The following is a 14,306-nucleotide window of genomic DNA, read 5'->3' as shown; positions in this document are numbered from 1 at the left end:
CATTGGTTTATTAGGTGTGCATTTTTTTATTATTAGTTTTTCAAAAAATATTTAATATTATTTTGCTAAAATCTATTGACTTTAATTAGCTGGTCTTTAAGAGATAGAAAAGAGGATATTATGGTATTGGCTAAATACTTTTTTGAAAGGAATTTGGGTATAGAAAGCCCAAAGTACATAAAAAGCTTCTACAACATAATGGAAAGGACTAAGGACTATAGATGGGATGGGAATATAAGGGAGTTGAAGAATTTTGTTGAAAGGATTTGTGTACTTTTGAAATATCATAAAAATCAAAATTATATTGAGCAGCTTATAAATGAATTTTTGATGGATGGCGATAGTATATATTCAGAACAAAACTATGAAGATTTGGATTTAAATCAGTGGGAGTCAGAAAATATAATAAAAGTTCTCAAGAAAAACAACCTATCAATTCAGAAAACTGCTGAACAATTGGGTATTAGCAGGACAACCCTTTGGAGAAAGATGAAAAAGTATAATATAAATATTTAACAAAATTAAATGTTACCACTCAAAACACAAAGATACATTTTGAAACATATTAAAACATTTCTTAAAATTATTTGAATTTTCACACATAATGCTGAGTTATATCAGCATTTTTATTTTATATTTTTCGAAATTTATAAATCTTATTTTTATTTAATAAAACTAATGAATAGTCACTTCTAGAAGATTACTAGGTTCCATTAAGCTGAGTTCTATAATAATAGCAATAAATCCTATAAGGATATCGTTAAATAAATTTTTGGCATGGAGATTGCAAAGAAAATATGGTAGATAATAAACGGCCGTTTATAGATTATTAAAATTAGGAGGGAATTAATGATGGTAGATGCCAAAGCGAAAAGCTCTGGATATTTGGGAGAATTTAAGGCTAGAAAGATTGGTTTGATAGTAGGGGTAATCGTCTTTATTATTCTACTTATTATGCCTACCCCCAATGGACTTACTCTACTAGGACAAAAAGTATTGGCAGTATCAGTATTGATGGTTATATTTTGGATGACAGAAGCTATTCCAATTCCTATAACAGCCCTATTACCAATTTTATTATACCCTATACTAGGAATTACAGGATCTAAGGGACAAAATGATATTCTATTATTTACTCACTATGCTTATCCAACGGTATATTTGGTTTTAGGTGTTGGTTTTCTTGCTACAGCCATGGAACGTTGGGGTCTTCACAGGAGAATAGCATTAGGAATTGTAATGAAAGTTGGCAGCAAACCAAGTAGGATAATTTTAGGATTTATATTGGCAACTGCTGTTGTATCCATGTGGATGTCAAACACTACAGCTACTGCCATGATGCTACCTGTTGCAATTTCTATTATAATGACAATGGACAAGCAGATGTCAGCAGGTTTTAAGAAAGCATTGATGTTAAGTATACCCTTTGCTGCAACTATGGGAGGATTGTCTACTGTAATCGGTACAACTACCAATCCAACTGGTATAGGTATAATTCGAGAAACACTAGGGGTAGAACTTGATTTTTTAGAGTGGTTAAAGATTGGTTTACCTTTTACTCTAGTAATGATACCTCTTATGTGGGTTTACTTTGTTAAATTCTATAAAGTTGATAAACTTGACAATATTAATGTAGATGTAGTTAAAGAGGAATACGAAGCTCTAGGCCCTATGAACAAAGGAGAAAAGCTAACAAGCGCCATATTCATAGTTTCGGTATTATTATGGGTTACCCGTTCATTGTGGAAATCATATGTTCCTTTCGCTACTGATGAAACTATAGCCATTGCTATTGCAATAGCTACTATGGTATTACCTGTAGACTATAAAAAAGGAATATATGTTTTAAGCGGTAAAGAGGCTTTATCAAAGGCACCATGGGGTACAATGCTTCTACTTGGAGGTTCCATGGTAATGGGTAATGCCTTTACAGATGCAGGCTGTGCTCAGTGGGTAGCAGGAAACCTATCTGCTTTAAGTAATATGCCACAAATAGTAATAATAATTGCTGTTGGTGTAGTAACAGCAATATTGACAGAAGTTACAACTAATGCAGTTGTTGTTGCCTCCTTCCTGCCAGTATTAGCAAGTATTGGTCAGGGTATAGGCATGGACCCATTACAATTGATGTTGACTTGTATGATAGCCTCCAACTTTGCCTTCATGTTACCTCCAGGAACACCTCCAAATGCTATAGCATATAGTTCTGGTGCCTTTGAAATTTCCGATATGATGAAGGCTGGGCTTGGATTAAAGATTATAGGATTAATAGTATTCCCACTTTTGATGTACTTCGTAACCTTTGGCATATTTAATGTGGGAATGTAATGAATAATAACTACTAAAGTGAGGAGTGGCAAAATGAGTAAAGGTTTATTAGATGGAATAGTTGTATTAGATTTAACACGTGTACTGGCTGGCCCTTACTGCAGTATGCTTTTAGCAGATATGGGAGCTACAGTTATAAAGATTGAAATACCTAGGAAAGGTGATGATAGTAGAGCTTTTGGACCATTCCTAAATGGAGAAAGTACCTATTATATGAATTTAAACAGAAATAAGCTTGGAGTTACTTTAAACTTAAAAACTCAAGAAGGAAAAGAGATATTTAAGGAAATGGTTAAAAAGGGTGATGTTGTCCTTGAAAACTACCGTCCAGGAACCATGGAAAAGCTAGGATTGGGATATGATACATTGAAGGAGATAAATCCAAGTATAGTTTATGGTTGTATATCTGGTTTTGGCCACTATGGACCATATAGCCAGAGAGCAGGCTATGATATTATAGCTCAGGCAATGGGTGGATTGATGAGTACAACAGGGTGGCCAGGAGGCAAACCTACAAGAACAGGTACTGCTATGGGAGATGTACTAGGTGGATTAGGATGTGCTATTGGAGTATTAGCTGCTGTAATTAATAAGATGAAGACTGGGGAAGGTCAAAAAGTAGATGTTGCCTTAGTTGACTCAGTAGTATCTTCTTTAGAGATAATAACTCAAATTTACTTGGCTTCAGGTAGAATTCCAGAAAGAATTGGAAACAGATATGAATCAGCATATCCATATGATTCTTTTAAAGCAAAAGATGGTGATGTTATAATTGGCTGTGGCAACCAGAAGCTATTTGTCCTATTATGTGAAGCGATGGAAATGCCAGAATTATTGGAAGATGATAGATTTAAGGAAAATACGGATAGGGTTAAGAATAATGAAGCACTAAAGATGATAATTGAGGAATGGACTTCTCAATTTGGAATAGATGAAATAGTTGATATGCTACTTGACAAGGGAATTCCTTCCTGCCCAATAAACACAATAGACAGAGTGGTAAAAGATCCCCATATAGCAGGTGCAAGAGAGATGTTTGTTGAAGTAGAACATCCCGTAGCAGGAAAGATGAAGATAACTGGAAACCACATTAAATTCGACCAAAAGAAGGTAGACATTAAAGTTCCGGCTCCAACCCTTGGTCAGGATAACTATAAAATATACGGTGAACTTCTAGGCTTAAGTGAACAAGATATTGATTCCTATATTGAAAAAGGTGTTTTCTAAATGAATTGGAGGGGTTAAATTGGATAAAATAGATATTGTGGAAGTTGGGCCACGAGATGGATTTCAAAATATAAAGGAATATATACCTATAGAAGAGAAATTGAAAATAATAGAAGGATTAATTGAATCGGGTATAAAACATATTCAGCATACATCCTTTGTTAGTCCAAAGGCTGTACCGCAAATGAAGGATGCTGGTGAAATAACTAGAATACTATTGGAGGAATATCCTAACTTTGATTTCTTTCCATTAGTTCCAAATCTATATGGTGCAAGAACAGCCTATGATTTAGGTATAAGAAAGGTATCCTATGTATTGTCTTTAAGTGAAAGTCACAATAAGGCCAATATAAATAGAAGCCATGAGGAATCCTTAAATGAACTTGAAACCATTATGGATACATATAATGATTTAGATATATGTGTAGATGTAGCAACTATATTTGGATGCCCCTTCGAAGGTAAATTCTCAACTAATACTATATTGAAGTTCATCCATAGAATTGCAGATATGGGCATTAAGGAGATAACTCTAGCAGATACCATAGGTGTTGCAAATCCTAAACAAGTTAGAGAAATAGTTAGTGCAGTAATAAATGAGTTTCCTTATGTAGAGTTTCAGGTTCATGTTCATGATACAAGAAACATGGGTATTGCAAGTACATTAGCTGCTATAGAGTCTGGAATTAAAAAGGTACAATCAACCCTAGGGGGATTAGGCGGATGCCCATTCGCTCCTGGAGCTTCAGGCAATACAGCTACAGAAGATTTAGTATATATGCTAAATGATATGGGCTATGATACAGGAATAGATATGGATAAACTACTTAATATTGCAAGATATGAAAAAAGCATCATTAATGGGAACTATAGCGGACATTTGATAAATATTAATGAAAAAGCAAATTCATGTTCATAAAAAAAGCTCTTTTCTGGTTATTCAGAAAAGAGCTTTTTATTTATATTTTACTTATCAGATTCTACAACTAGGTTTCTACTTGTTGCATATTTTCTTTCCAATTTCCTTATCTCTGGCAATCCAATTAATTTGTTGAACTCTTCAAAGGTAATCATATTGTCTAAATAATCATTAGTTCTACCAGTTTCTTTTAGGTGTAGCATTAGGTCCATTATTGCCTTGGCTGCTACATAAGTTGAAGATACGCAGAATATTGCTAAATCATATCCTATTTCCCCCAATTCATCCCTTGAAAGGAGTGGAGTTCTACCGTGTTCTAGCATATTTGCTAAAACTGGTACATTGAAGCTTGATGTTACTATCTTCATCTCTTCAATTGTTTCTACCGATTCAATAAATAAAATATCTGCTCCTGCTTCTTCATATAATTTTCCTCTTTCAATGGCTTCTTCTATGCCAAAGTTTGTCCTAGCATCAGTTCTAGCCATTATCAAAGTATCTCCTTTACGGGCATCGCAGGCAGCTTTAATTTTTCCTACCATTTCTTCCGCTGATATTATTTCTCTACCTAACATATGTCCGCATTTTTTAGGCGCTACCTGGTCTTCTAATTGAATACAAGCAACTCCAGCCTTTTCGTATTCTCTAACTGTCCTTATGACATTTACTGCATTTCCATATCCAGTATCTGCATCTGCTATTACAGGTATATTAACTGATTCTACGATGTTGCTTGCTCTTCTTGCCATTTCAGTCAGTGTCAATAATCCTACATCGGGTCTTCCTAACATACTTGCAGATGTTCCATAACCAGTCATGTAAACAGCTTCAAAACCTACTTTTTCAATTATCCTTGCAGTTAAAACATCATAAGCCCCAGGTGCAATTAGTATTTTGTCCTCCTTTAGTCTTTCCCTTAAAACCTTACCCATACTCATCACATAAATCCCCTCCTACTTTTTTATAAGCCGTAAATATAAGTATTCACTCTACTATTCATGCATCTTTCATGCCAATAGATATATTGCTATTTAATAACATAAACGCCTACATATGGCCTAGTTATAGCACGTTTCACTTATAAAGTTTGGGATATAAGTTTTTGCTAATATGTGAAAATAAGAAATGTAACAAAATGTTTCATTTGTGTAGCGTGAACAGAAACATTTTGATACATTAGGAATGCACTAGGGTAGATTATTTGTACCAATTTAGGTACAACCAGCTTGGGAGTAAGAAAGGTTATGCTCAGTATAGAATTATAAGCAAGTATTATTATAAAAGTTGGGGAAATTTCAAAATTTTTAAAGGAAATTAGATATATTTGTAGAATAAATATAATATAAGAGAAAATATGTAAGAACAAAGGAATATTGACATTTATAATTGGGCAGCTGTGGTTACGGTTGCCCTTTGATTTTATTAATGCCCCTTCAGCGCAATCAAGGAATATTTAGAAATTCCTTACCCCTTATTTTCATTATTGTAAAGATTATATTATAACTGAAATAACAAATTATAAACCAAATCTAATAATAACTTTAGGTGAACCTATACATAAGTTATTTATTCAGATATTAGATGTAGATACAAGTAACACTATGCAAGAAGTATATACAGGCGAATTTGAGAAATTTAACATCAATGGATTTGAATTTGATTATTTACCTTGCTTACATATTCAGGCTTTTACAGTTGCAGAACCCTATGGTGATAGTGTTTAAAAATTCAAAGAAGTAATCAATAATTATTTTGAGTAATATGCATAAACAGAAAGTTCTGAAATTGAAGTTTCATATTTTTGTAAAGCTGTGTGTATATATTGAAAATCTGTTTTTAAATAGAAATAGATGTAGTACTTTTTTATGTAAGACCAAACGAATGTTTACTGGTATACTTACAAAATAATATTATTTATCCGAAATAAATATATTTCGCTATAGTAAGTTAAACAAAAGTAGAAAGCGAGGATTAAAATGGCACGTTCACGTTCTAGTGAATTTTTAGAAAAGTCAGTTTCAGCTATGATAACTGCAATTGAAACATATAATAAACCAGATCATAAATATCGTGAAGAAACTTTTTCAATACTGGCACTGAATGCGTGGGAGTTATTATTAAAGTCAAAGATATTAGCTGAAAAGAATAATGATATGCGGGAATTATATATTTATGAGTGTAGAAGGCGGAAAGATGGTACTTTAAGCACAAAAAAATATATTAAAAGAAATAGAGCGAGAAATCCCATGACTATTGGAATAGGTAAAGCGCTGTCAAAGATTCAGAATGAAAAGTTAGCTGAAATTGATCCTGTTTTAATTGCAAACTTGGAGGCACTTATAGAAATACGAGATAATTCAATACATTTTATTAATATGAGTGAAGATTTATCGAAAGTAGTACAAGAAGTAGGTATGGCTACTTTGCAAAATTATGTACAAGTCGTTACAGAATGGTTTGGCTATGATTTAAGTCAATATAATTTTTACCTAATGCCTCTTGCTTTTTTCCGGAACTTTGATTCCGCATCTATTGAAAGACTGACGAAAGAGGAAATAAATGTAGCAAAATATTTGTCAAATATATCTTATAAATATGACAATGGTAGTAATGAGAATTATGCTGTTACACTTGAGTTGAATGTTAGGCTTAAGAGATCGGCACTTCCTACTGCAGCACGTTTGGCTTTAGGCAATAATCCAGATGCTGTTCCTATTACCTTTACAGAAGAAGATATACGTGCTCAGTATCCTTGGGATTATGGACAGCTAACAGATAAACTTCGAGATAGATATTCTGATTTTAAGGTGAATAAGGATTATCATTCTATTCGTAAAAAATCAAGTAAAGATAAGAGATATGTAATGTCTAGATATCTAGACCCGGATAATAAAAATAGTGCGAAAAAGGATTTTTTTAGCCCGAACATTTTAAATGAATTTGATAAGTATTATAATCGGAAATAAAATAATATAAAATTTTCTAGTGTTTTTTCCTATGTTTATTCTAAATAGTTATAACAACTTTTTTCTTTAAAGGCTTAAGTGTATATTTGTTTTATTATTTTTAAAAATATTTAAAGGTATGAAAGTTAAGTAAGATTTAATAAACTATATTTTACTCCTTGAATAGTGCAAAGGGTATAATTTATGGAGAAAGGAGAAGTCATGAGTAAATTAAATATTATTCAGGATTCTATTAAAAGATTAAATGGAGGCCAATATCAAAAATTAATGGATACATACCTTCACAAAAAATATAATTTTCCCAACATAACCACACTGGGATCTCATGATGGTACCAACAAAACTACCAGAGGAATTCCAGATTCCTATGTAAAGCTAGCCAATGGTATGTATATTTTAATTATGCATGGTACAGTAGAAAGGGACACCTATAGCAAATTAAATAAAGATATACTAGATTGTTTAAATATGGAAAAAGTAAAATTAAACAGGGATAATATAGAAAAATAATTTGCTGTTATTCATCAAGCAATTTACCTATAGAACAAGAGAGAGAAATAACCTCATTAGGTGGGAGTATAGATATAGAAATTATTAATTTAGGTACTGTTTCATTTGATTTGTATAATAGTTATCCAAGATTAGCTGAAGAACACTTAAATATTTCCGTAGATACTGGTCAAATATTAACAATTGATGATTTTGTTGAAAAATATGATAATAATCAATTAAATTCACCATTAAATCTAAATTTATTGAATAGAGAAAAAGAAATACGGGAGCTAAAAGAATTAGTACTTACTAATGATTTAGTTATGGTCTCAGGAAGTCCAGGTGTAGGCAAAACAAGGCTTGTAATAGAAATATTGAGAGCTTTAGAGAATACTATTAAAGATAACACAATTTATTGTATTAAAAGTAGAGGTTTGAATATATACAAAGATTTAAAGGATTATATATACAAACCTGGCAACTATATACTTTTTATTGATGACGCTAATGAAATGAATGATTTAGAACATATACTTGAATATTTGAATAATATGAGAGAAGGTATCGGTGTTAAAATAATATTGACAGTTAGGGATTATGCTAAAAAATTTGTAATGAAAACTGTGAGAAAAGCATCAAATTGGGAAGAATATAAATTATCTACAATCGAAGACGAAGATATAGAGGATATATTAAAAAAGAATTTTAACATGAAAAATAATATATTGCTAAAATCATTGTTTATAATATCTTTATTAGGTCCATTTGATTATGGAAAAGATGATAAGTTTCTAAAAGTTTTAGAGTTTATTAATATGGCTATTGGTGATTTTCATAATTCTTGTATAGAATTAAATAATTTAGAATTAGTAGATTTATATAAGGACAAAGTAGTAAAAATCAATGACCAAAATTTGAAAGATTATTTGTTATATTATATATTGCTAGATAAGAAAATAGTATCAATTACAGGGTTATTTAATAAAGAAATTTATGTATATAAATATGAAGTACTAGATGCTATAAAGATAATTCTTAATATATTTCCATCAGAAGAAACATTTAAATTTATAAAAGATAGTATTATCAATAATGCAGAAGCTTTAGAAGGTAAAGACAGATATAAATTTTCACAAGACTTAATTGTATTTGATCAGGAGTGGCTTTTACTTTATATCAAGGAGCAAATAGAAAAATTAGATGAAAATATTATTGATTTAAGAAAATATGATTTTGAATCTAATATGAATCATAAGACGATACGGTCAGAATATATACAAATTTTAAGTAATTTTAAATACATGAAGTACCATGGAGAAGCAATAGATTTAATTTTGTATTTAGTTCAGAAGAACTTACAAAATCCTATGGATTTTTACTTTGTATTTACAGAGAACTATGGATATGATGAACAATCATACATCTATGATTATGAAAAAGAATATTTAGTAATTGATAAGCTATGGAAATTAAGTAATAATGGAAACAATATTAATGCTACTATATTACTTATTTATATAATTTCGAATTATTTAGAATATTATCATGATTCTATAGGGAGTGTTACTAATAATAAAGCTACTATTATCATGTTTAATTTAATAATAAATGATGGTTTAATGAAATTAAGAAAAAAGATGTGGGAAATATTGGGACAATTATATAAAATGGAAGTTTATCGTAGTAGAATAGAAAAGTTATTATTAGATTATAACATATATCCAAGGGAGGGGAATGATAATAATTTAAAAGAAATATTTAGAATAGATGTTGAATTTTTCAAAATAAATTTTTTAAAGCACATTTCTGAGATAACATTTATACAATCGGATATAATTTACAACTTTAAATTTATTAGTAAAAGAATACTAGGAGAAATACCAATTAAATTAAATAACAATTATAATTTATATTTGACATTGACCAAGCCTGATGAGGAGGTGGAAGGCTGGGAAAAAATAGACAAAAACATAGAAGAAAATATAGGGGATATGGTGAATGATTATGGAAAGGAGGAATTTAACCAATTATTCAAAGCTTTAAATCAGATAGAAGAATTGGATCACATAGAAGGACATGACCGTTGGGTGCTAAGCAATGGAATTAATAAGATGTTTAATTTACTAGATGGTTATCAATATATTATGGCTGTAGAATCTTATTTACTAAACGATACTCCTTACGATTTAATGCCAGAATTTATTTTGCTAAAACTTATTCAAATTTGTGGAGTGGAAGAAACAAAAAGAGTTATAAGCAAGCATAAGTTTAGTTCAAAAGATATTTGGCTAATAAACTATGTGTTTGTTTTGCCTAAAGAAAAATTGGCAGTAGAAACTGTTAAACAATATAAATACAAATTAATCAATGTAATTAAAGAGTATGAAAATGTTAGTCCAAATTATTATTATTTAATAAAGTTTGTAGATTATGATGAAAATTTTATATTAGATATTGGACATTCTTTACTAGAAATAGACAATGAATTTAGAAGAAAAATTAAAATAGAAAGATTTTTAGGATATACATTCAATAAAAAAGAAGAAATAGATAAAATATTTGAAGTATTTATAGATGATATGGAACTTTTAGAATTATTATATTTAGAGGTAATTTACACATATTTTGACTTTAGAGGAGATCTTTTTTGTGAGTTAGCAGAAAGAAATAAAAGTTTTCTTAGTAGAAGTATCAATTTTATTTTGGAAGCGAAGGAAGTAGAGCTTGCGGGGAAATTTAATAGAATCTGGTATAGTGAGGTTTATGAAGAATTAGTAGATATTATATTAAATGAAATATTGGGAGAGGAAGAGTATTATTATTTAATTCATCAAAGTATATTAGAGGATGTTTTTAAAATGACTGATAGTGAATCTATTAATAGCAGAAAGATAAACTATTTATATAAATTTATTGATTTAAAGTATAATAATTTAGAAAAAATAAAAAGGATATTCTATGTGATAAATAAAATATTTGATGTAGAAACTAGAGCTGAATTTTTAGTATATATTGCAAATAAAGATATTAGTATAGGTTTTTTCAAATCAATTCCTTTGAGACCAGGTGGAGTAATATCCTGGGTTGGTAGTGAGAAGCATTTAGTAGAAAAGGAAATATACTTCTTAGAAAAAGTAAAATCGAATCTTAATAGTGTAGATTACATTGAGCATAAATATTTTATTGGAGAAGTTATAAGAGGTATGGAAAAATATTTAGAAAACATTTACATAGAAGATTATATATGGGAAAACAAATAGTATATTTATCACCGCATATGAGAGAATATTTTTTCATTTAAAGATAAATTAGGAGGGATAATGTGGAACAAAACGTTATCGCTGTCATATGGGATTTTGATAAAACATTGATAAAAGGCTATATGCAAAGACCAATATTTGAAAAATATGATGTTGATGAAAGATTATTTTGGGATGAGGTAAATCGACTTCATGATGAATATGAAACACAAGGTATAAAAGTAAATAAAGAAACTATATATTTGAACCATTTTATTACCTGTGCTAATCAAGGCATATTTAAAGATTTAAATAATAGCTTGCTTAGAGAATTAGGACAAGAGCTGGAATTTTATAATGGTATTCCAGAAATTTTTGTTGATTTAAAAAATATAGTAGAAAAGGATGAAAGATATAGAAAACACAGTATCACCTTAGAACATTATATAGTAAGCACTGGTTTAAGCGAGTTGATTAAGGGTTCTAAAATAAGTGAGTATGTGGATGGTATATGGGGATGTGAATTCATTGAAGTACCAATAAAATCCAATATAGAGATTAAAGAATATAGAAAAAACGAGGTAGAAGATAACGGGATAATTTCTCAAGTAGGGTATGCAATTGACAATACTACTAAAACAAGAGCAATATTTGAAATCAATAAGGGTGTGAATAAATTTAGAGAAATAGATGTAAATTCAAAACTTCCTTATAATATGAGAAGAGTTCCAATAGAAAACATGATATATATAGCCGATGGACCTAGTGATGTACCAGTTTTTTCAGTTTTAAAACAAAATGGTGGAACAACCTTTGCTGTCTATGCCGAGGATAGTCAGGAAGAATTTCACCAGGTAGAAAGGTTGCGTACCGATGGAAGAGTAGATATGTATGGACCAGCAAATTATTCAAGAGGTACATTAACTTACATGTGGCTAAATAAGCAGGTAAGGAATATTGCTGAAAGAATATATTTTAGGTTAGAACACAAGGTTTTAAGCAGTGTATCAAAACCTCCCGAACATATTACTGATTAAATATTAGGATGTAGATGCACCAGAGACGGATTTTTTTGCATGATTAAAGAAATTGAAGTTGTAAAAAGATTATATGAACCATAGTTTTGTATGAAAGATATTAATTAAAACGGCAAGATTAAATCCTTGCTGTTTTTTCATTTCATAATTCCAATGGGTAATTTTACATATTATATGATAACATATACTTAATTATAAGAAGTAAGGAGGCATCCAAAATTGATTAATAAAGTTGAATTTCAAAATATGAAATTCTTGTCTCATGGCATTATAGAAGAAAATCCTAAAAAAGAATTAGATAGAGTTCCTCATAGCTGGAGACCTATCAATTCAAATGATCCAGAACTGCGAGAAAATATTCGGGATATAATGTGGGCAAAGACAGAAGAGTATAGAATAGAAAATGACGATAATGATATATCTGATTATAATATAATAGAAAAATGTTGTCGTATTCCTAATGATACAATGAAAAAGGCACTCAATGGTAGATATAAATTAACTAGAAACTTTTTAGCTAAATTTACCGTAGGGTTGAAATTAGATATAGAAGAAGCCAACGAACTTTTTAGAAAGCATTCTGGGGAACTCAATTTGACCAATGATTTTGATTATATTGTATATCATGCTTTAAAATCTAAGGATAATATTGATTTTTTTCTAGATGAGGTATACGAATATTTAGGAATTAATTTAGATGTAGATAGATTATAAAAGGGGGACAACTTATCCCTTAATATCCATTCCGCATTATTATATATTTAAATCAACAGGAATATAAGGGGGTTGATATTATGAATGTATTTACATGGGATAATTTTGATGAAGAATTTATAATCAGTGTGGTCTATAGTGAAAAGACTCAAAAAGAACTTAGACCTAAGAGAAAAATTAACGATAAGAATATGTTAATTCCAACAATGGATAGGATAGCTCCATATCCTACAAAAGAATTTGTGATCAAATATCGAGAAGAAATTGAAACTGGGGTATTAAAAAAATATCCAGAAATAACTGAAAAAGTATATGAAAGGGTATCTAATTCTCATTCCTCAAATTACTTAAGCATGATATCTGAACTATCCACAAAACCATTAGGGACAACAATGGTTAGTTCCTATATTACCGCATTAAGCGAAATTGGAAGTGGAGAAAGTCTATTTGAATATCAATCTAAATATAATAATCCAATATCCATAGACTTAAGAAAAAGTATTTATAATGAAATACCACTTTATGATTTTCAAGAAGATGCAATAGATAAACTTTATGAAAGCATTATTACTAATAATGAAGAGCGGGGACTTCTAGTAATGCCTACAGGGGAACGTGTCATAATAGTGATGGGTGCAATATGTGTCATAAAATCAAGGGTTTCAGGAACTTTTAATAAGTATATTTCATGTACTGCTTAGAGTAATTAGGATCTAATTGCTGTAAGCAGTGCATGACAAGGAAGGACTTTAGTTCTTTAATAATTATTTAGTATACTTATATTAGAATCCTTGTAAGTTACGTATAAGTAGATTAATGTTTATTATCAATAATATAATATTGATGAAAGGGCAAGTAATATGAGATTTGTAATTTACGGGGCAGGTGTTATTGGCAGTATATTTGCTGGTAAACTTTTTAAGTCGGTTCATGAAGTTATAATTGTTGCAAGGAATAAAAGATTAGAAACCATAAAAATGATGGACTTTTACTTAAAGATATTAAAATAAATACGATAGAACGATACCTTATTCAAGTGATATATAATTTAGAACCAGACGACATATATGATTATATACTTGTAACGATGCAGTTTACACAGGTAAATAAAATACTACCTATCCTCACTAAAATAAAAGTAAAAACATTGTTTTCTTTGTAAATACACCTTTTAGATATGAAAATTGGAGAAATTCTCTTGGAGGGATTGATGATTGGATTTCCTGCTTATGGAGGAGAATTTTCAAATGAAAGCATGAGTTATTATATAAGCAGGGGAATTACAAGAGTATTTCAGACTACAACATTTGTTGAAATGAAGGTTTTAAAGCTTTCATAGAGCGAAGAAATGGAATTCGGTGTACTGCACTACTTGATTTTGGTG

General features: G+C 30.1%; 13 protein-coding genes. 12 read left to right on the top strand and 1 reads right to left on the bottom strand.

Annotation, left to right across the window (positions count from 1 at the left end; translation table 11 throughout):
* Positions 1–75: 75 nt before the first annotated feature.
* The 4 genes from C3E90_RS09245 to C3E90_RS09230 all read left to right on the top strand — a co-directional run bounded on the left by C3E90_RS09245 (position 76) and on the right by C3E90_RS09230 (position 4,474).
* Entirely contained in the window at positions 76–516 is a 441-nt protein-coding gene (locus tag C3E90_RS09245) for a helix-turn-helix domain-containing protein (RefSeq protein ID WP_442870573.1), read from the top strand.
* Between the two features lie 333 nt (positions 517–849).
* Positions 850–2,328, top strand: a complete 1,479-nt coding sequence (locus C3E90_RS09240; protein WP_236915354.1) for an SLC13 family permease — start codon at positions 850–852, stop codon at positions 2,326–2,328.
* 33 nt (positions 2,329–2,361) lie between these two features.
* Positions 2,362–3,555, top strand: coding sequence for a CaiB/BaiF CoA transferase family protein (locus C3E90_RS09235; protein ID WP_236915353.1), 1,194 nt, complete (start codon positions 2,362–2,364; stop codon positions 3,553–3,555).
* A 19-nt stretch (positions 3,556–3,574) separates the two neighbouring features.
* Positions 3,575–4,474: a hydroxymethylglutaryl-CoA lyase gene (locus C3E90_RS09230; protein ID WP_236915352.1), complete on the top strand. Its 900-nt coding sequence runs from the start codon at positions 3,575–3,577 to the stop codon at positions 4,472–4,474.
* A gap of 47 nt (positions 4,475–4,521) precedes the next feature.
* Here C3E90_RS09230 and C3E90_RS09225 read toward each other — a convergent pair whose 3' ends face one another.
* Complete coding sequence (locus C3E90_RS09225; protein WP_236915351.1) at positions 4,522–5,412, bottom strand: isocitrate lyase/PEP mutase family protein; 891 nt, start codon at positions 5,410–5,412, stop codon at positions 4,522–4,524.
* 1,038 nt (positions 5,413–6,450) lie between these two features.
* Between C3E90_RS09225 and C3E90_RS09220 the strand changes: the two genes are divergently transcribed.
* The 8 genes from C3E90_RS09220 to C3E90_RS13345 all read left to right on the top strand — a co-directional run bounded on the left by C3E90_RS09220 (position 6,451) and on the right by C3E90_RS13345 (position 14,261).
* A complete protein-coding gene (locus C3E90_RS09220) occupies positions 6,451–7,440 on the top strand; it encodes a DUF3644 domain-containing protein (protein ID WP_236915350.1) in 990 nt (329 codons plus the stop codon).
* Positions 7,441–7,623: 183 nt separating this feature from the next.
* A complete protein-coding gene (locus tag C3E90_RS09215; RefSeq protein ID WP_236915349.1) occupies positions 7,624–7,950 on the top strand; it encodes a hypothetical protein in 327 nt (108 codons plus the stop codon).
* 110 nt (positions 7,951–8,060) lie between these two features.
* Positions 8,061–11,192: an ATP-binding protein gene (locus C3E90_RS09210; protein WP_236915348.1), complete on the top strand. Its 3,132-nt coding sequence runs from the start codon at positions 8,061–8,063 to the stop codon at positions 11,190–11,192.
* Between the two features lie 62 nt (positions 11,193–11,254).
* Entirely contained in the window at positions 11,255–12,208 is a 954-nt protein-coding gene (locus C3E90_RS09205; protein ID WP_236915347.1) for a haloacid dehalogenase-like hydrolase, read from the top strand.
* Positions 12,209–12,427: 219 nt separating this feature from the next.
* Complete coding sequence (locus C3E90_RS09200) at positions 12,428–12,922, top strand: hypothetical protein (protein WP_236915346.1); 495 nt, start codon at positions 12,428–12,430, stop codon at positions 12,920–12,922.
* An 80-nt stretch (positions 12,923–13,002) separates the two neighbouring features.
* Positions 13,003–13,623: a hypothetical protein gene (locus tag C3E90_RS09195; protein ID WP_236915345.1), complete on the top strand. Its 621-nt coding sequence runs from the start codon at positions 13,003–13,005 to the stop codon at positions 13,621–13,623.
* 159 nt (positions 13,624–13,782) lie between these two features.
* Positions 13,783–13,932: a ketopantoate reductase family protein gene (locus C3E90_RS09190; RefSeq protein ID WP_236915344.1), complete on the top strand. Its 150-nt coding sequence runs from the start codon at positions 13,783–13,785 to the stop codon at positions 13,930–13,932.
* A gap of 200 nt (positions 13,933–14,132) precedes the next feature.
* Positions 14,133–14,261: a hypothetical protein gene (locus tag C3E90_RS13345; RefSeq protein ID WP_272879110.1), complete on the top strand. Its 129-nt coding sequence runs from the start codon at positions 14,133–14,135 to the stop codon at positions 14,259–14,261.
* Positions 14,262–14,306 lie beyond the last annotated feature (45 nt).

The sequence above is a fragment of the Clostridium sp. Cult2 genome (genome assembly GCF_021655075.1).
Lineage (GTDB): Bacteria > Bacillota > Clostridia > Tissierellales > Tepidimicrobiaceae > Schnuerera.
The sequence above is the reverse complement of the archived record's forward strand: the minus strand, read 5'-3'. Positions and strand labels throughout refer to the sequence as shown.